We start from the raw sequence: 16,823 nt of genomic DNA, 5'->3' as shown, positions 1-16,823 counted from the left end.
GGTAGCCAAAATAACAGGCTGTTACACTCTGACGGAGTGTGAAGCTTTTCAACTACCCTCGACAATCTACGTCAATTCCATTCAAAGGTTCTTGTCTCCTAGATCAAGATGAAATTTGTGCATAAACCGATGGTAGACAGGTGTAAATAACACCCCACAAAATGTCAAAAAAGATACTCCGCTGAAGATTGCGTAAAATGAAGCGAAAAGCTTTGCAGTATTGGTTTCAAGCTTATCAACGGGGCCCATTCCAGTCAGAATCATCGACGCATTGAGAAAGGCATCAACCCATCCCAAATTTGCTGTGATGTGATACCCTACGGTGCCGACTCCAAGCGAAAACACCAAAAACAGACTCCCGAAAAATCCATACCACCCCATACGAATGAAGAAATCTCGCCGGGAAAGCAGTTGAGTTTTCTTGTTTTCCAAGTTTATTCGTTTCATTATTACCCCAATTATTTTAACAAGATTATATATGTGAGATGAGTTGAAGAGTCAACGTGTCAGTGGGATAGCCACAATTTGTGACAAATTTCTTGACATGCAAGAATTGAAAGCGTAATTGGTAAAAAGTTGAATTCCTCGTTAGCATGAGGCGTTTGCACAAACACAGGCTACTGCCCGGAAACGTCGAAAGACGCCAATGGGTAGACCAGGTCTTGCCGGATTAAGGCTTGACTTAAGGTAGCTGGTCAACCGACCTACGTTGTGCACTGCCGAAAACCTACGAGAGGGGAATCACGGCAAACTCTATGAGGCCACGGTTCCCCCCGTGGTCTTTTTTTTTGAGCGTACTTCGAAGCGGAAAGGTGGTGGTGATCCAGGTTGGACAGTCCTAGTAACAAGTCATGCGTATTTGATACCCCCCGGCGGTAAACCTCATCACCTTCTGATTTTCAGGTTTTTCCGCTGGGCCGATGCTTCTATGGCCGGCGGAGAGACTTTCCTTGTTTTCCTCTCCCCAAGCCTCAACACGTCTGCAGATTGATTCCATAACGGTACGAATAAACTTCGTAATCCGTAGTTTGACTATTTCTGCGCAACTTCAGGCTGAAGGAGGTGCCACGTGTTCAGCGTGTCCCAGCTTTACTACGAATTTCGCCGCATCTGGAAGGCGATCAAACTGTTCTTCATCATTTCCGGTCCGGGCATCGTCGTCATGGTTGCCGACAATGACGCCGGTGGCATTACCACCTATGCCGCCACCGGTGCCAAGTACGGCTACCACCTGATCTGGTTTCTGGTCATTTTGGTGCCGGTCGCCTACTACGTACAGGAGATGACCGTCCGATTGGGGGCTGTCACCAAGCGAGGTCATGGCGAGGCAATTTTTGCTGGCTTTGGCGCCTTCTGGGGGTGGTTTTCCCTGATCGATCTCATGATTGTCAACTGGCTGACCCTGGTTACCGAATTTATCGGCATGACCTCGGCGCTGCGCATCTTTGGTGTGCCACCATGGGCTACCGTTCTTGGCGTTTGTGTCCTTATGGGGATCATGGTGCTTAATGGCCGCTACTGGACCTGGGAGAAGATCGCCCTGGTTTTCTGCGCCGTGAATCTGATCTATATCCCGGGCGCCTTCATGGTGCACCCGTCAGTGCATGATATCGTCCAGACCGGGTTCAGACCGCACCTGCCACCGGGAGGATTCAACAACGAACTCTTCTTCTTCCTGATGGCCAATATCGGTACCACTATCGCCCCCTGGATGCTCTTCTTCCAGCAGAGCGCCGTGGTGGACAAAGGAACCAGGGAAAAAGACATCCCGTGGGGCAAACTCGACACTCTGGTCGGCTCGATCCTGACGGTGGTGGTAGCGATCTTCATCGTTATCGTGACCGGCACTATCCTGCCGGGAGTCAACATCGACGACGCGGCCCAGGCTTCCACCCTGCTGATGAAGACCCAGAAGTACGCCGGCACCTTCATGGCCATCGGTCTTTTTGACGCCGGTCTGCTGGGAGCGATCTGCATCTCGTTAGCCAGTTCCTGGGCTTTCGGGGAGGTCTTCGGCTGGGCACACTCGCTCAACAACAAGGTCCGGGAGGCCCCCTGGTTCTACGCCAACTACTTCCTGACACTGATCACCGCCGGTTGTGTGGTTCTGATCCCCAAGGCTCCGCTGGTGCTGATCACCCTGTTTGTGCAGGTCATTGCCGTTACCCTGCTGCCGGCTGCATTGGTATTCCTGATCCTGCTCCTGAACAACAAGAAGACCATGGGTGACTATACCAATACCCTTTGGCAGAACATCATCACCAGCATCATCGTGGTGGCGATAGTCATTCTTTCAACTCTCTACGGGATTAGCACTCTGTTCCCGAACATGTTCAAGTAGGAGGACACGACTATGATCAGAGATTTCTTTTCACATAACTTCTCCAAGATTCAGGAGATCAACCGAAAATACGCCACTCCGAATGTCGAAATGTCCGGCTGGGTCAAGGGATCATTGCTGTTTTTACGGTTGTACCTGATCTTGCTCGTCGGCCTGCTGCTCTACAAATTCATCACCTTGCTGTGAAAGGAGGAACAACCATGACGCCATTAAACAATACCCCACAAGACCAGGTTTTCTTCCTGAGTGATCTGGCCGGGATACCGGTCCGCAACCTCGGCAAAAAGATCGGCAAGCTTGATGACCTGATGATTGTTGAACACGAGAAAGTTGCCGAAGTCACTAGCCTTATCATAAGCCGCCCCTTCGGTTACAAATCACTGCTGGTGCCAATCGGCAAAGTTGATGAATTGAAGAACAGCGGCATAGAACTCTCTCTACAGGATGTCGAGGCATTTGAAGGTGAACCGGAAGAGAATCAGATCCTGCTCAAGGATCATATCCTCGACAAGAAGGTGATTGATCTGGACGGCAATGAGATTGACGTGGTGTATGACGTTAAGCTTTTATTACGGAATGGCCGTCTGTATGCAACAGATGTGGACTTCAGCCGCTACGGGTTGCTGAAACGTCTGGGGCTGCGCTATGTGGCCCAGTTTGCCTACCATCTGGCAGAGATGTTTAAGAAGGAGACGATCCCCTGGACGTATGTACAGCGCTTGCCGGAGAAGATCGGCAGCTTCAAGGGGAATGTGCAGTTGAACATCCTCAAGGATGCCCTACCAGATATCCACCCGGTAGATCTGGCCGATATCCTTGAAGAGCTGTCAGAGGAACAGCGCCTGGCCATCTTCAATGAACTGGAGACGGATCAGGCGTCGGACACCCTGGAGGAGATGGAGCCACGGGTGCAGCGCAGCCTGATTTCCTCTCTCGATAAGGAACGGGTTGCCGACCTGATTGACGAGATGACCCCGGCCCAGGCAGCCGATGTCCTTTCGGTCCTGCCGACTGATCAGGCGGATGAGATTCTCGATCTGATGGAACACGACGAGACGGAAAAGATCGAGGCACTTCTGGATAAGCAGGTCGACACCATTGCGAACCTGACGACCAAAGCCTATGTCAGGTTCCTACCCGATGTTCATACCGACCTGGTCATAGCTGCCTACCGCACGGTTGGCCAAGAGTCTGACGTTCTCGATTACATCTACGTTGTTGATCATGACAACAAGCTCAAAGGAGTCGTCAGTCTGCCGGAACTGCTCATGGCCAAGCAAAGTACGCCTTTGTCAGAGATCATGACTACGCAGCTCATTAGTCTGGATTGCAACGACTCCATCACCGATGCCGAAGAAAAGTTCAAACGCTATGGGTTTTCAGCGTTGCCGGTACTTGATGAAGAGGATACTATCCATGGCGTTGTTCCGTACCGGGACATCATGCAGTTGGAACACAATTATTCGTAATGATTTCGCCATAGTGTATAGTCATATCTATCTAAAAATGTACATTGGTGATATAAATAACTCATTTAGACAAAACGTCCGTAGATGGTTTGGTGTCTTGGAATTTAGAGATAGGTGAACTTCATGAAGATTGTATCAATCATATTGATCGTTCTGTATCTCATACTTCCTGTGGCATGCCTGGCACATCCTTGTTCATCTCTTGGCGAACTGGTCCATAAAGATACATGTGAGTATCTGACTACTGACCAAGATCATGAATGTCCCGAAAATCATGATGCAGATGATTGTGAAACAACCTGTTGCTGCGCCGGTCAAATATTGGCCAACATCTTGCCGAAAATAATCTCCCAAGTAATTATCGAGCGAACATCCCTATATGAACCACATCTTGCACTTCCACGCCTAATAGACAGGATATTCGTCCCCCCGCAAAACCACACATGACTCCTCATTTTGTAGTTCAGGCTGTATCAAGTTCATTGTAATCACTAAAATCAAGAGCATTCTATTACCATGAAGCAATGGTCGCTTAAAAAGCTAAAGCGTCTACTCGTGGCAGTTATCGGCATTACCATTCTTATAATTGGTATTGCCATGATAGTTCTGCCCGGTCCGACAGTTGTCGTTATTCCTCTTGCATTGGGAATTCTTGCAACCGAGTTTGCCTGGGCCAGGAGAATGCTTCACATTGTACGGGAGCGGATACAACGCTCTGTTAACAACTCTAAAAACAATAACAAACAAAAAACATAAGGAGAATTCGTCATGAAATGCCCGATATGCACAGGAGTTGACCTTAAGATCGCTGAACGCCAAGGTGTAGAAATTGATTATTGTCCAGAATGTCGTGGTGTCTGGCTCGACAGGGGAGAACTGGATAAAATCATCGAACGGTCAACTACACAAACACCAACTCATACACAATTGGAACCTCAAAAATACCACTCCGGCGACATTCAGCAGCAGTATGGAAAACATCATGATGATCATGGCTATGGTCATAACGGCCAATACAAGAAAAAGTCCTGGCTGTCAGAGTTGTTCGATTGATATCAGCCTCGGAGAGAGGGGATATCTCCTCTCTCCGTAAAAAGGTGGCAGTTATGGCGCGAAAACCTGAAATACATGAACATGTTGGACTAACCTCACAGGAAGCCGCCAGAATTCTCGGGGAAGAAGGTCCCAACGAACTTCCGTCTTCAAAGCAACGTGGAAACTTTCAGATAGCCCTCGACGTAATGCGTGAGCCGATGTTCCTGCTGTTGGTGGCTTGTGGCGCAATCTATCTGCTGGTGGGGGACATGCAGGAAGCGATGATGCTTCTGGCTTTTGTCTTTTTCGTCATGGGAATAACTCTTTACCAGGAGCGGAAAACAGAGCGGGCACTGGAGGCCCTCCGTGACCTCTCCAGCCCAAGAGCCCTTGTTATTCGCAACGGCACCCAGCAGCGGATTGCCGGTCGAGACGTAGTTCGAGGTGACATCATTGTTCTTGCAGAAGGTGACAGGGTTCCTGCCGATGCTCTGGTGCTGGACTGCACCAGTCTATCTACAGACGAGTCGCTCCTGACAGGCGAATCCATTGCGGTACGCAAGGTGCCCGGCGATGCTACATCACCTGTAGTGCAACCAGGGGGAGATGATCTCCCATTTGTTTTTTCCGGAACCTTGGTGGTACGTGGTCAGGGAATTGCCCGCGTGATTGCTACCGGACAGCAGAGCGCCATCGGCAAAATTGGCAAGGCCCTGCAAGCAGTGACCAGCGAAGAAACCCTGCTGCAACGTGAAACCGGTCGTCTGGTAAAAATTCTTGCAACGGCTGTCCTTGTGCTCTGTGCACTGCTTATTCTGATTTACGGGTTCACCCGCGGCGCCTGGCTCGATGGGGTACTGGCGGGACTAACCCTGGCTATGGCGGTCATGCCGAATGAGCTTCCGGTGGTTCTGACAATATTTCTGGCATTGGGGGCATGGCGACTTTCCCGGACTCAGGTTCTTGCCCGCAGTGCACCGGTAGTGGAAACACTCGGTTCGGCGACCGTCCTGTGCGTGGACAAGACAGGCACCCTTACATTGAACCGGATGACGGTCACTGCGCTCAACACCGATGGGACTTTGTACAAAATTGGTGACTTTCGGAATGACCCGCCTCCTGATACATTTCACGATCTGGTGGAATTCAGCATTCTCGCAAGCCAGCGCGACCCCTATGATCCGATGGAGCGGGCCATCAAGGATTTTGGCGAAGAGTATCTCGCCCATACCGAGCATCTCCACGGTGATTGGCGCCTTGAAAAGGAATACCCGCTATCTCCTGAACTTCTTGCCATGTCTCATGTCTGGAGGGCTCCGGAAGGTAATGAGTATGTTATTGCCGCCAAAGGCGCACCGGAAGCGGTTGCCGACCTCTGCCATTTCAGTGACAGCCAACATAGGGAGATGATGACGGCGGTGACCCGGATGGCTGATGACGGACTGCGGGTACTGGGAGTAGCGCGCTCATACTTCAGTAAACCTGGTCTGCCAGGTGAACAACACGACTTCACCTTCGAGTTTTTAGGGCTTGTGGGATTGGCCGATCCGGTCAGACCAACCGTGGCTGCAGCACTCCAGGATTGCTACCGGGCCGGCATCAGAATGGTGATGATCACCGGTGATTATCCCGGCACGGCGCGCAGTATTGCTCGGCAGATCGGGCTTGTCCAACCGGATGAAGTCATAACCGGTCCTGAACTGGAGAGCATGAGTGAAGTGGATCTACAGGAGAGGATCAGAACAGTCAACATCTTCGCCAGAGTTGTACCGGAACAGAAGCTCCGCCTAGTGAAAGCCTTGAAGAGCAACGGCGAGGTTGTTGCCATGACCGGAGACGGGGTGAACGATGCACCGGCTCTTAAATCAGCTCATATCGGTATAGCTATGGGTGGCAGAGGGACAGACGTAGCACGCGAGGCGTCCGATCTCGTGCTCTTGGACGATGACTTTGCCTCCATCGTTCGGGCCGTGAAAATGGGTCGGCGTATCTTCGACAATCTGAAGAAGGCCATGGCCTATCTTCTGGCCATACATATTCCGATTGCCGGGATGTCCCTCATTCCGGTGCTTTTCAAGTGGCCGCTGCTGTTCATGCCGATCCATATCGCATTCCTCCATCTGATCATAGATCCTGCCTGTTCAATAGTGTACGAGGTTGAACCGGCGGAGATGGATGCGATGCAAAGGCCACCCCGCGATCCAAAGGAACCGTTGTTCAGCAAGCGCGTCTTGTTGTTAAGCACACTTCAAGGGGTGAGTGTCCTAGTTGTACTTCTGATTGTGTTTGGCGTCAGTCTTGTCCGAGGGCATGGAGAACTTGAGGCCCGAACTCTGGCATTTACTACCCTCATAATCGCCAACCTTGGCCTGATGATGACCAACCGTTCCTGGACCAGCACAATTGTCAGGATATTAGGGGCTCAGAATGCCGCTCTCTGGTGGGTAACAGGCGGTGCAGTAATCTTCCTCGGGATGGCGCTTAATATTCCTATTTTTCGAGAAGTATTCAGGTTCTCAGTGATCCATCCGGTCGACGTTGTCATATGTGTGTCTGCCGGCATATCGAGCATTGTATGGTTCGAGTTGTTTAAGATGTTTAGTAGGAAAAAAGAGAAAAATACCCCTTGAGACGAACTATTACTGGAGGATACATTTTGAAAAATATCGTATTGGTTGCTCTCATAATTGGAGTTATGGCACTATGTGGCTGCTCGACCGAAAAAGCGCCGGCTCCGCAGCAACAGATCCCCGCTATCACGCTCTCTCCTGCCGACAAAGAAAAGCTGATGGCATTTCAGAAAGAGGTCTTGAGCATTGAAAACCTCACGGACAAGGCTATTCAACTGGCGCTAGATGAACTGAAAAGCGTCCTGAAAGGGGGCGAGATATCCATCAACCTCCCCTCCATCATCGACAGAGCAAAGTCCGAGAGCCTACGGGCTGGGGAATCTCTGGCTAAGAAGGCAATTCCGGAAGCCCTGCCACCCGAAGCCAGGAAGCTTCTGGATGAAGCGAAAACGGGCTTGATCGCTGCTTACCAAACATACGCTGCTTCGTTCGATGCCATCAGAAACTTTGTCACGGACAAAAATCCAATGACGCTTCTGGAGTACCGAAAGAAGAATACCGAGGCTCAGGAACTGCTCAAGGGCGCCACGGAAAAGCTGAAACTGATTATGACCGCCGCCGGAGTATCGCAATGATCCAATCACCTGAAGTACAACGAGCAAAAAGCAAGGCTGCTGTATTTTCCATTACCTCGAATTCCATACTGATCGTCCTAAAACTGATTGTCGGCATCATGATGCAGTCGGTTAGCGTTATCTCCGAAGCGGTTCATTCCGGAATTGACCTCGTAGCGGCAATTATCGCCTGGTTTTCTGTCCGGGAATCAGGAAAACCTGCTGATGACGAACACCGCTTTGGACATGGAAAAATTGAAAACGTAGCAGGAACAATCGAGGCGGTGCTTATCTTCGGTGCTGCATTCTATATCATCTGGGAGGCGATACACAAACTACGCTCTGGAACAATTGCGGTCGAAAGCCTTGGACTGGGCGCATTGGTCATGCTTGTATCAGCAGTAGCCAACTACTTTGTCTCCCGTTATCTGCTCAATGTAGCGATAAAGACTGATTCCGTTGCCCTGGAAGCTGACGCCATGCATCTCAGGACCGATGTTTATACGTCGGTTGGCGTGCTTGGCGGTTTAGTTGCAATTAAATTTACCGGTATCGCCATGCTAGACCCTATTATTGCCATAGTCGTGGCGCTCATGATTATCAAGGCTGCCTGGGATTTAACCAAGGCTGCCTTCTTCCATATTCTGGACGTAAAACTGCCTGACGATGAAGAGGGGCTGATTCATGAAGTGATGGAGAAATACTCCGACAGGATTATCGAATACCACAAGCTTCGCACCCGCAAGTCAGGCCATATCAGGCATATCGACATGCACCTGGTAGTTCCGAAAAAAATGACGGTCGAGGACGGACATACCCTTTCCCATCAAATTACGGCAGACATTGAACAGTGCCTCGCTCACAGCCATATCCTTGTTCATATCGAACCGTGTCCAGGGGAGTGTGAAACATGTGCCGTGGAGTGTCCAAAGGTTGGGGAGGTCTACTCTGAAGCATGCCAGGAACTGGGTTATTAGTCAGCGTACTTATTGCCTGTTGCCATTACCACCATTTATGATCCGTACCGTACAACTGATAGAGAACAACGACCAGATTAATCACGAATACCTTGCAGATGGAAAGTTTTCTGAGATTCCATAAGAGTCCATTATATGATTGAACTAAAAAACGTTACCAAACGATACGAATCGCTTACAGCTGTGGACGATGTGTCCTTTTCTGTCAATATCGGTGAGTGTTTTGCCCTGCTTGGACCCAATGGGGCCGGGAAGACGACCATCGTCAAGATGCTGCTCGACTTCACTCGACCGACATCGGGTAGCTTATCATTAAACGGCATCCCAAGCACCCAGGCAGAATGCCGACAATCAGTCGGATATCTTGCCGAAAACAACCATATTCCACCCTCTCTTTCAGGGTGGCAATACCTTCTACGAAGTGCTGATTTATTGGATATGAACCGGTCTGAGGCTGCAGATCACTGTAGGCGCATTGTCGAGTTGATTGGAATGCAAGGCAGGGAAAATACTAAGGTTAGCACATATTCCAAGGGCATGGTCCAACGGTTCGGATTAGGCGCCGCACTCATGGGAAATCCAAAACTGTTAATTCTAGATGAGCCCACCTCTGGTTTAGACCCAATTGGTATTAGGGAAACACGCCTGCTCCTGGATTCGCTTAAAGGTCAAGGCATGACTATCTTCTTAAATTCACACCTGTTGTCGGAAGTTGAAAAAATCTGTGATACCGCAGCTATCATCAACCGAGGCAAGCTCTTGGTAAAAGACACAATTTCCTCCATTGTCAAAGACGGGGAGACGTTGGAAGATGTGTTTGTTCGATTGGTGAAAGGTTGACATGGAAACTTCAAAATCATTACCCCCCATTACAAGGATTACAAAATATACGCTTATCGACGAAGTGCAGCAGAGAAGTTTCGTCGTCATGTTCGTATTCTGCGCACTCTGTGTATTTCTTGTTCGTGGCTGTTATCAAGGTAATTACATGGTGAACGGACAGATTCTTGATGCCGGAACCATTGTCAGGACATTATCGAAAGCGACCTTCCACGTAATTGGTGCTGGTGTGATGGTCATAGCAGCTTTGCTTTCGATGCGAATCTTCAGACGTGACCGAAATGAGGGAATGCAATCGTGCATTTTGTCAAAACCGATAGCTCGGTGGCAGTATGTTATGGGCAAAATTCTTGGATTATGGGTCTTATCGACACTTTTTATGTTCATCTTGCATAGTATTGTCTTCTTGATCACCTCCATCAATTTGCAGGTTTTCATGCCGGGGTACCTTGTTGCTTCGATGCTCTGCTCTATCAACCTGCTCTTTGTGGTTATTGCCGTACTACTTTTATCGGTCCTGATGTCCGACATTGTCGCTTTTCTTTGTGTTCTTGGCGTTGGTTCCGTCGGCTTTGTAGCTGATGGCATAGCTGCTGCCAGCCACAGTCAGATAGCACAGGTAATGATGCAACAACCTGGCACCGGCCCACAGTCAGACATTACATGGTGGAAAGTTGTGTATGTTTTGTGGCCGAAGCTCTTAGGAGTTCAGCAGTTGGCATCTTCGTTGATTGAGAGCGAATCAAACCATGGAATTGGCTCTCTTTATCCTTTCATAAATGTCCTTGTTTATTGCCTTATTCTTGGCGCTTTGCTTTTCAAGCGATTCAGGGATGAAGATATCGTCTAGATTTATGGGGTGATTGATGAAGATGTATCAGCAGTCTGGAATAACAGTCCAGTAGTAAGTTGGACCTCAAAGTGATTCAGTTAATGCTACAAATTCACAGCGAATCTCACAGGTCAGAAAGAATAGGTTGACTTCGAGCAGCAGTGCTTGGTGCTAACGATGGAACAATTTCGGTATCAAGTCTTGTCGTTGGAGTTGCAGCTTCCGGAGCATCACAAAATAGCATTCTGCTTGCTGGTATAGCCGGTCTTGTCGCTGGAGCAATGTCAATGGCTGCAGGCGAGTATGTCTCGGTTCAATCGCAGGCAGATACTGAACATGCTGACATTGCCAGAGAAAAGCGTGAACTTGAACTTCAACCGGAACACGAACTAAATGAACTCACTTCAATTTATGTGAGCCGAGGTCTCGACCAACCTTTGGCACGCCAAGTAGCAGAAAAACTGATGTCCGGTGACGCGCTTGGAGCGCACTCCCGAGATGAACTCGGCATAACGGAAACATTACGGGCTAGACCGCTTCAAGCAGCACTTGCGTCTGCAATTGCATTTGTTGTAGGGGCAATTATTCCGATTCTTGCCGTATTACTCGCTCCTAAGTCCTTGGTTACGGAGGTTTCATTTGTAACCGCGCTGATTACTTTAGCAATTTTGGGGGCTACCGCAGCATACGCAGGAGGCGCTCCCATTGCTAAGGGTGCAATTCGTGTTGCTTTCTGGGGCGTGCTCGCAATGGGGCTAACTGCCGGAGTCGGCAAGTTATTTGGCGCAGTTATTTGAGACACAAAACAATCACCAAAGGGTTTGCTTAAAATGGTATACTTTCATTAACATCATTAACATAGCTAGCTGAGTAAAAGTATAATCCACAAGGTGACTATCAACAGTCGTCATATTTGAGATTTGCAGTTATCGAACCTCCAGAAAGTCTAATAACAGGAGATTTATCATGAATGACTTTAGTACCACGCAGTCACGTACCTCAACGCAGGTCGTTGTGAGACAAAATTCTCTTATTCGGCAGGTATATGCCTGGATGGGAGCTGGATTGGCAATTACAGCTTTTGTTTCGCTCATCACACTCTCCTCACCGGCGATACTCAATGCCGTATTTGGAAACAGGCTTGTCTTTTACGGAATAATGATCGGAGAACTGGCTCTGGTGTTCACTCTGGTGGGTGCGATCAACAAGATGAGTGCCTCAACTGCGACTTTTGTATTCATTGCCTACTCCGCGCTTAACGGAATTACCCTTTCTAGTGTGGCTCTAGCCTACACTGCCAACTCTATTACATCCACCTTTGTTACCACTGCCGGGATGTTTGGTGCCATGAGCCTCTTTGGATTTATGACCAAGCGAGACCTTACGTCGTGGGGCAGTTTTCTGTTCATGGGGTTGATAGGTGTGGTAATCGCCTCGGTCGTCAACATCTTCGTTGGCAGCAGTGCAGTCTCGTGGGTCATATCAGGTATCGGCGTCATTGTTTTCACAGGTCTTACTGCATATGACACCTGGAAAATCAAAGCAATGGCAGCTCAGGGAACTGATGGAAGAAAACCTGCTATTCTCGGGGCATTGACACTGTATCTTGATTTTATGAACCTTTTTCTCATGTTGCTACGGTTTACCGGTGACCGGCGATAACGCGATTATAATCCAGGCATCTAAACGGGTATGGATTGGGTGAGGTTGGGGTATCAGTATGGCCAAACAAATCAAGATCAAATGGTTGCCAGAGCCTGAGGACAAGAATTATCCGGCAGCAGAATCGTACCTTGGGCTGCTCTACAATGACACAACAGTTAAGGTGATCGTAAGTAGCCTGAAGAGTGCCCAGCTAGCTCAGTTCAAAGCAAAAGACATCTTTCGAGCATCGGGACTGTCTTTGCTTGGAGTCAGTAATTCCCATGTGGAGAAAGACAGAAACAAGATCGAGAACGGAAAATCAATATCACCGATACTTCTGGTGAGAGACGAGCGCATTGGCAAAGTCGTTATTGCTGATGGTTATCACAGGATGTGTGCTGTTTACTCGTTCAATGAGGATGAACTTATACCCTGTAAAATAGTTGGGTCTGCGGAGTGAATTGATGCAGACATACGAATGAAAAAGAGCCGTACCAAAGTCCCAAAGCAGCAGATCAAGCAGTCACACGCACGTGGGCTGCATGTTGTTGCGCTCTTTGAAGGAGCAAAGGGGCTACTGGTTCTCCTTGTGGGTTTCGAGCTTCTGACCTACATCCACAAGGACATCAATGAAGCCGCCATGCATCTGGTGAAACATCTTCACCTCAATCCTGCCAGTCATTATCCGCGAATTTTTCTCGACCTGATAGAACATATAGACGATACCAAACTCTGGAGCATGGCTCTAGCTGCGGCAATGTACTTTGTTGTGCGCATGATAGAAGCAGTTGGACTTTGGCTGAGGAAAACATGGGCCGAGTGGTTTGCCGTCCTTACAGGTGGCATATACATTCCAGTTGAGATATATGAGGTGGCCATTAAGGTTACATGGCCGAGAGTCACCGTACTCGTTGTAAATCTTGGCATTGTATCCTACCTGTTGTTTGTACTTATTAAGGACCGCGAAAAGAAAACACCATGAAATTTTGCAGTATTAGCAAACTAATCAAGTTAAGGGAGATAACCATGAATGTTTCAACGGCAATACAGGAAAGACGTGCGGAGAAAATGTTTGACCCGGCATTTACTATCAGCGAACAGCAGGTAACTGACCTGTTGGTAAAGGCTATGCTGTCGCCAACTGCTTTCAATATCCAGAACTGGCGTATTGTGAATGTCAAAGACCCTGCTTTGCGGCAGAGGATTCGTGAAGTTGCCTGGAACCAGGACAAGGTAACTGATGCAACCCTCCTGTTTGTCCTTTGTGCTGACCTGAATGCCTGGGCAAAAGAACCGGCTCGTTACTGGGCTGGAGCACCGCAGATGTATCAGGACATGCTCATACCCGCAATTGATGCATATTATCGAGATAAACCGCAGGTACAACGGGACGAAGCGATGCGCTCCTGTGGGCTGCTTGCCATGAGCATCATGCTGCTGGCGCAGGAACAGGGTTGGCATTCCTGTCCCATTGACGGATTTGATTTCGATGCCGTGGGGAAACTGATCAACCTGCCAGACGACCATGTCGTCAGTTTGATGATTGCGGTGGGTAGTCGTGCGCAGGAATCATTCCCCCGGACGGGCAAGCTGTCGTTGGCAGAAGTCCTTGTTGAAAATTCATTCTGAATCAGCAGCAAAAAGAGACCGCCTGCATTTTATACATATACACCCAAGGAGCAGGAAATGAGATTGTTCGCTGGCATACTATTTCTACTGCTCACAGGAGCGACTACTGCCATGGCAACCGATGAAGCACCCTACACGGTTATTAAAACTGACGATATATTTGAACTGCGCGAGTATGCGACTCAGGTACTCGCCGAAATCATTGTTGACGGAGACCTGGATGGTGCCGGTAACAAGGCTTTCAGACCGCTTTTTCGCTACATCTCAGGTGAGAACAAATCGCGCGGCAAGATTGCTATGACGGCTCCTGTTTCGCAGGAACAGACCGGGGAGAAAATATCCATGACCGCACCTGTCAGTCAGCAGAGTGTACAGGGAAAGTGGGCTGTGAGCTTTATGATGCCGGCTTCATATACAATGGAAAACCTGCCGATTCCCGATGATCCAGACATTAAGCTGCGCCAGGTTCCGGCCAGACGTTTGGCTGCTGTCCGCTATTCCGGGACATGGAGCGAAAAGAACTACCTCGAATACAAGGAGCGACTGGAAAACTGGATTCGGGAAAACGGACTCGAGATCAGCGGTGAACCGGTGTGGGCTCGCTACAATCCTCCCTTTACCCTCTGGTTTCTGCGCCGCAATGAGATTCTGATCCCTGTCGTTACGCGACCGGTTCCATGACGAGGAGCGCCGCCATGTCCACAATCTATGAAATACCAGTACAGACGGCCAGCGGGGAGATCAAGACCCTGAGCGAATACCGTGGTCAGGTCATGCTGATAGTCAACACCGCCAGCAAATGCGGCTTCACCCCCCAGTACCACGGGCTTGAAGCGCTGTACCGCAAGTACTCTTCGCAAGGGTTTGTCGTGCTCGGGTTTCCCTGCAACCAGTTCGGCTCACAGGAACCAGGAGATATTACCGAAATTCAGAACTTCTGTTCGCTCACCTATGATGTGACGTTTCCACTATTCGCCAAGATCAATGTTAACGGTTCTGATGCCTCGCCGTTGTTTCAGCACCTGAAATCTGTAGCAAAAGGGGTGTTGGGGAGTGAGGCGATCAAGTGGAATTTCACAAAGTTCCTGGTGGATCGTCACGGCACAGTGCTCGGGCGGTACGCCCCGACGACCACTCCCGAAAGCTTGGAAAAGGATATCGAAGCGGCATTGCATTGAAAGATATCGAAATTGGAGTTCCCCTGGAATTTCCGGGTTTCCCTGAAATGACAGGCTGTTAAACTCAAGCAAAATGTAAAGCTTTCTAAATCCATGACGCCGTTTATCGTTCGTCACCGCCATTCCTGATTAATACAAACAGCAGGTAGAGAACAACACCAAGATTGATTACGAATACTGAAACCTTGGGCCAGGTAATGCCAAGTGAGAGTTCGTAGATTTCAACCGGAAGGTAGATCCCGCCAGACAGCACGCCAAACCACTCGGCCCATTTTTTCCTCAGCCAGAGACCGATCGATTCCGCCAGTCTCATTGTCGAATAGAGCAGTGCCGCCCACGCCATTGCCCACAGCTTATGGTCGTCGAGACGTTCCAACAAGTCGAGGAAGATCCGCGGATAATGGCTTGCTGGATTGAAATGAAAATTAGCGATCAGGCGCGCGGCAATTTCGTGGACATCTTTGTGAATGAGCGCTAACAGTCCGAAGCCGGTCAGAAGGACCAACACCCCCTTGGCTCCCTCGAACAGGGCGACAATATGCAGACCTTTGGTGTGACGTGGAGCGGCTGCAATTGGATTTTTCCTTCGCTTTGCAGAAGTCATGTTCAAAATTTATCATGCCTTTCGACGGAACCATGCCAGAACCGCATCAAGCGGTTGTGCACCCGGCAGCTGATCGACAACACGTCCCTGTTTCAACAGCACTATGGCCGGAATACCCCTGATACCGAATCGAGCTGCCAGATTTGGATTGTCCTGGGTATTGATCTGCACTACTGCGGCCTGGCCGGCCAGTTTTTCAGCAACGGTTCGCACCACCGGTGCGAAAGTATGGCAGTGCGGTCAGGTAGGAGCCCAGAACTCCGCCAGCACCGGACCGGGGTAGGAGTTGATGAAGGAGTCGAAGGTCCGGTCGCTCATCTGCTGGGGATGGCAGTACAACGGCGGCAATGCTGACTTGCAGTTGCCGCAGCGCCCACGCAGACCCTCTTTATCAGCCGGGATACGATTACCAGTGCCGCAGGACGGGCAGGAAATCAGGTAGCTTGCCGTAGCCATGTCACTTCACCTCGGTTGCAGGTTGTTGTTCTTTTGGATATTGCCGACGCAGCCGTTCGAGCCCTTTCTGCCAACTCTCAGCATCGCCATACTCGAAGAAGCGCGGATAATGCTCGTGGGCAGCTTTGATCCTGCGAGCATGCTTGATCGGACACCAGTACTGCTCGGTCCGTGCAGCAATCTCCCGACCGTAGGCCATAAGGCCGTTGCCATAGGAACAGTAGAAACAGTTGAACTTCTCGATGGCGTTCAGGTACGGGAGGTCTTCACGGTCGAAGACCAGATAATCAGAGCGCTTTGCCTTGGGAATACCATACACCGGAAAGCAGATCGATTGATAGAGCCAGAGAAACAGATCCAGGATTATGAAGGGGATGAAACCGGCGTAAATAACCGGAGCGGTCAGGACATTGAGCGGCCTTGACTTGATCAGATAGCGGAACCAGCCGATTTTCAGACGTCGTTGCTGCCGTGCCACCTCCTCGGCAAAACGAACCCGATTCTTTTCGATGATGAACTCGAATTCGTCCCGCTTCTTCTTGAACTCGACTTCGAGTTCCTCCTGCAGTTCCTTGATCCGTCGTATGAGATCGTCAATGTTTTGGGGCATTCCGCTTCTCCATGGCTTGATTTT

General features: G+C 49.6%; 21 protein-coding genes and 1 riboswitch. Of the genes, 17 read left to right on the top strand and 4 right to left on the bottom strand.

What is annotated here, in order from left to right:
- Window positions 1-81: 81 nt before the first annotated feature.
- Entirely contained in the window at window positions 82-432 is a 351-nt protein-coding gene (locus QMN23_RS07945; RefSeq protein ID WP_282003225.1) for a hypothetical protein, read from the bottom strand.
- A 145-nt stretch (window positions 433-577) separates the two neighbouring features.
- A riboswitch (M-box (ykoK) riboswitch) is annotated at window positions 578-745 on the top strand.
- Window positions 746-1,069: 324 nt separating this feature from the next.
- Between QMN23_RS07945 and QMN23_RS07940 the strand changes: the two genes are divergently transcribed.
- The 17 genes from QMN23_RS07940 to QMN23_RS07860 all read left to right on the top strand — a co-directional run bounded on the left by QMN23_RS07940 (window position 1,070) and on the right by QMN23_RS07860 (window position 15,129).
- Window positions 1,070-2,341 carry an NRAMP family divalent metal transporter gene (locus QMN23_RS07940; RefSeq protein WP_282003223.1) on the top strand — a complete coding sequence of 424 codons (1,272 nt, stop codon included), beginning with the start codon at window positions 1,070-1,072 and terminating at the stop codon, window positions 2,339-2,341.
- Window positions 2,342-2,353: 12 nt separating this feature from the next.
- Entirely contained in the window at window positions 2,354-2,527 is a 174-nt protein-coding gene (locus tag QMN23_RS07935) for a hypothetical protein (RefSeq protein ID WP_282003221.1), read from the top strand.
- 14 nt (window positions 2,528-2,541) lie between these two features.
- A complete protein-coding gene (locus QMN23_RS07930; RefSeq protein ID WP_282003219.1) occupies window positions 2,542-3,810 on the top strand; it encodes a magnesium transporter MgtE N-terminal domain-containing protein in 1,269 nt (422 codons plus the stop codon).
- 516 nt (window positions 3,811-4,326) lie between these two features.
- Window positions 4,327-4,566, top strand: coding sequence for a PGPGW domain-containing protein (locus QMN23_RS07925; protein WP_282003217.1), 240 nt, complete (start codon window positions 4,327-4,329; stop codon window positions 4,564-4,566).
- Between the two features lie 12 nt (window positions 4,567-4,578).
- Window positions 4,579-4,863 (top strand): zf-TFIIB domain-containing protein, encoded by a 285-nt coding sequence (locus QMN23_RS07920; RefSeq protein WP_282003215.1) that lies wholly within the window; start codon window positions 4,579-4,581, stop codon window positions 4,861-4,863.
- Between the two features lie 53 nt (window positions 4,864-4,916).
- Window positions 4,917-7,475, top strand: a complete 2,559-nt coding sequence (locus QMN23_RS07915; protein WP_282003214.1) for a cation-translocating P-type ATPase — start codon at window positions 4,917-4,919, stop codon at window positions 7,473-7,475.
- 26 nt (window positions 7,476-7,501) lie between these two features.
- Window positions 7,502-8,050 carry a hypothetical protein gene (locus QMN23_RS07910; protein ID WP_282003212.1) on the top strand — a complete coding sequence of 183 codons (549 nt, stop codon included), beginning with the start codon at window positions 7,502-7,504 and terminating at the stop codon, window positions 8,048-8,050.
- Entirely contained in the window at window positions 8,047-9,006 is a 960-nt protein-coding gene (locus QMN23_RS07905; protein ID WP_282003210.1) for a cation diffusion facilitator family transporter, read from the top strand. Before QMN23_RS07910 ends, QMN23_RS07905 begins: the two co-directional genes overlap by 4 nt.
- Before the next feature lie 135 nt (window positions 9,007-9,141).
- Window positions 9,142-9,846, top strand: coding sequence for an ABC transporter ATP-binding protein (locus QMN23_RS07900; protein ID WP_282003208.1), 705 nt, complete (start codon window positions 9,142-9,144; stop codon window positions 9,844-9,846).
- A 1-nt stretch (window position 9,847) separates the two neighbouring features.
- On the top strand, window positions 9,848-10,696 hold the full coding sequence (locus tag QMN23_RS07895; RefSeq protein ID WP_282003206.1) for an ABC transporter permease: 849 nt from the start codon (window positions 9,848-9,850) through the stop codon (window positions 10,694-10,696).
- Window positions 10,697-10,839: 143 nt separating this feature from the next.
- Window positions 10,840-11,475 (top strand): VIT1/CCC1 transporter family protein, encoded by a 636-nt coding sequence (locus tag QMN23_RS07890; protein WP_282003205.1) that lies wholly within the window; start codon window positions 10,840-10,842, stop codon window positions 11,473-11,475.
- Window positions 11,476-11,644: 169 nt separating this feature from the next.
- Window positions 11,645-12,340: a Bax inhibitor-1/YccA family protein gene (locus QMN23_RS07885; RefSeq protein WP_282003203.1), complete on the top strand. Its 696-nt coding sequence runs from the start codon at window positions 11,645-11,647 to the stop codon at window positions 12,338-12,340.
- Window positions 12,341-12,398: 58 nt separating this feature from the next.
- Window positions 12,399-12,782, top strand: coding sequence for a hypothetical protein (locus QMN23_RS07880; RefSeq protein ID WP_282003202.1), 384 nt, complete (start codon window positions 12,399-12,401; stop codon window positions 12,780-12,782).
- An 18-nt stretch (window positions 12,783-12,800) separates the two neighbouring features.
- The gene (locus QMN23_RS07875; RefSeq protein ID WP_282003201.1) at window positions 12,801-13,304 is read left to right on the top strand and encodes a DUF2127 domain-containing protein; all 504 of its coding nucleotides are present in this window, start codon (window positions 12,801-12,803) and stop codon (window positions 13,302-13,304) included.
- 44 nt (window positions 13,305-13,348) lie between these two features.
- Complete coding sequence (locus tag QMN23_RS07870) at window positions 13,349-13,951, top strand: nitroreductase family protein (RefSeq protein WP_282003199.1); 603 nt, start codon at window positions 13,349-13,351, stop codon at window positions 13,949-13,951.
- Window positions 13,952-14,062: 111 nt separating this feature from the next.
- Window positions 14,063-14,632 (top strand): SOUL family heme-binding protein, encoded by a 570-nt coding sequence (locus tag QMN23_RS07865; protein ID WP_282003197.1) that lies wholly within the window; start codon window positions 14,063-14,065, stop codon window positions 14,630-14,632.
- 14 nt (window positions 14,633-14,646) lie between these two features.
- The gene (locus QMN23_RS07860) at window positions 14,647-15,129 is read left to right on the top strand and encodes a glutathione peroxidase (RefSeq protein WP_282003196.1); all 483 of its coding nucleotides are present in this window, start codon (window positions 14,647-14,649) and stop codon (window positions 15,127-15,129) included.
- A gap of 103 nt (window positions 15,130-15,232) precedes the next feature.
- Here QMN23_RS07860 and QMN23_RS07855 read toward each other — a convergent pair whose 3' ends face one another.
- From QMN23_RS07855 to QMN23_RS07845, 3 genes are read right to left on the bottom strand one after another with little or no spacing between them, the layout of a single operon-like run.
- The gene (locus tag QMN23_RS07855; protein ID WP_282003194.1) at window positions 15,233-15,733 is read right to left on the bottom strand and encodes a DUF2127 domain-containing protein; all 501 of its coding nucleotides are present in this window, start codon (window positions 15,731-15,733) and stop codon (window positions 15,233-15,235) included.
- Window positions 15,734-15,745: 12 nt separating this feature from the next.
- Window positions 15,746-16,189, bottom strand: a complete 444-nt coding sequence (locus QMN23_RS07850; protein WP_282003193.1) for a thioredoxin family protein — start codon at window positions 16,187-16,189, stop codon at window positions 15,746-15,748.
- 1 nt (window position 16,190) lies between these two features.
- Window positions 16,191-16,799: a hypothetical protein gene (locus QMN23_RS07845; protein WP_282003192.1), complete on the bottom strand. Its 609-nt coding sequence runs from the start codon at window positions 16,797-16,799 to the stop codon at window positions 16,191-16,193.
- Window positions 16,800-16,823: the final 24 nt, after the last annotated feature.

It is taken from the genome of Geotalea uraniireducens (assembly GCF_027943965.1).
Taxonomy (GTDB): Bacteria; Desulfobacterota; Desulfuromonadia; order Geobacterales; family Geobacteraceae; genus Geobacter; species Geobacter uraniireducens.
This window is presented reverse-complemented; position numbering and strand designations above follow the sequence as displayed.

Bases quoted from the DNA above. Each gene is read 5' to 3' on its own strand.
- QMN23_RS07935 (WP_282003221.1), top strand. From the start codon at position 2,354: ATGATCAGAGATTTCTTTTCACATAACTTCTCCAAGATTCAGGAGATC.
- QMN23_RS07930 (WP_282003219.1), top strand. From the start codon at position 2,542: ATGACGCCATTAAACAATACCCCACAAGACCAGGTTTTCTTCCTGAGT.
- QMN23_RS07925 (WP_282003217.1), top strand. From the start codon at position 4,327: ATGAAGCAATGGTCGCTTAAAAAGCTAAAGCGTCTACTCGTGGCAGTT.
- QMN23_RS07920 (WP_282003215.1), top strand. From the start codon at position 4,579: ATGAAATGCCCGATATGCACAGGAGTTGACCTTAAGATCGCTGAACGC.
- QMN23_RS07915 (WP_282003214.1), top strand. From the start codon at position 4,917: ATGGCGCGAAAACCTGAAATACATGAACATGTTGGACTAACCTCACAG.
- QMN23_RS07905 (WP_282003210.1), top strand. From the start codon at position 8,047: ATGATCCAATCACCTGAAGTACAACGAGCAAAAAGCAAGGCTGCTGTA.
- QMN23_RS07900 (WP_282003208.1), top strand. From the start codon at position 9,142: ATGATTGAACTAAAAAACGTTACCAAACGATACGAATCGCTTACAGCT.
- QMN23_RS07895 (WP_282003206.1), top strand. From the start codon at position 9,848: ATGGAAACTTCAAAATCATTACCCCCCATTACAAGGATTACAAAATAT.
- QMN23_RS07885 (WP_282003203.1), top strand. From the start codon at position 11,645: ATGAATGACTTTAGTACCACGCAGTCACGTACCTCAACGCAGGTCGTT.
- QMN23_RS07880 (WP_282003202.1), top strand. From the start codon at position 12,399: ATGGCCAAACAAATCAAGATCAAATGGTTGCCAGAGCCTGAGGACAAG.
- QMN23_RS07875 (WP_282003201.1), top strand. From the start codon at position 12,801: ATGAAAAAGAGCCGTACCAAAGTCCCAAAGCAGCAGATCAAGCAGTCA.
- QMN23_RS07870 (WP_282003199.1), top strand. From the start codon at position 13,349: ATGAATGTTTCAACGGCAATACAGGAAAGACGTGCGGAGAAAATGTTT.
- QMN23_RS07865 (WP_282003197.1), top strand. From the start codon at position 14,063: ATGGCAACCGATGAAGCACCCTACACGGTTATTAAAACTGACGATATA.
- QMN23_RS07860 (WP_282003196.1), top strand. From the start codon at position 14,647: ATGTCCACAATCTATGAAATACCAGTACAGACGGCCAGCGGGGAGATC.
- QMN23_RS07855 (WP_282003194.1), bottom strand. From the start codon at position 15,733: ATGACTTCTGCAAAGCGAAGGAAAAATCCAATTGCAGCCGCTCCACGT.
- QMN23_RS07845 (WP_282003192.1), bottom strand. From the start codon at position 16,799: ATGCCCCAAAACATTGACGATCTCATACGACGGATCAAGGAACTGCAG.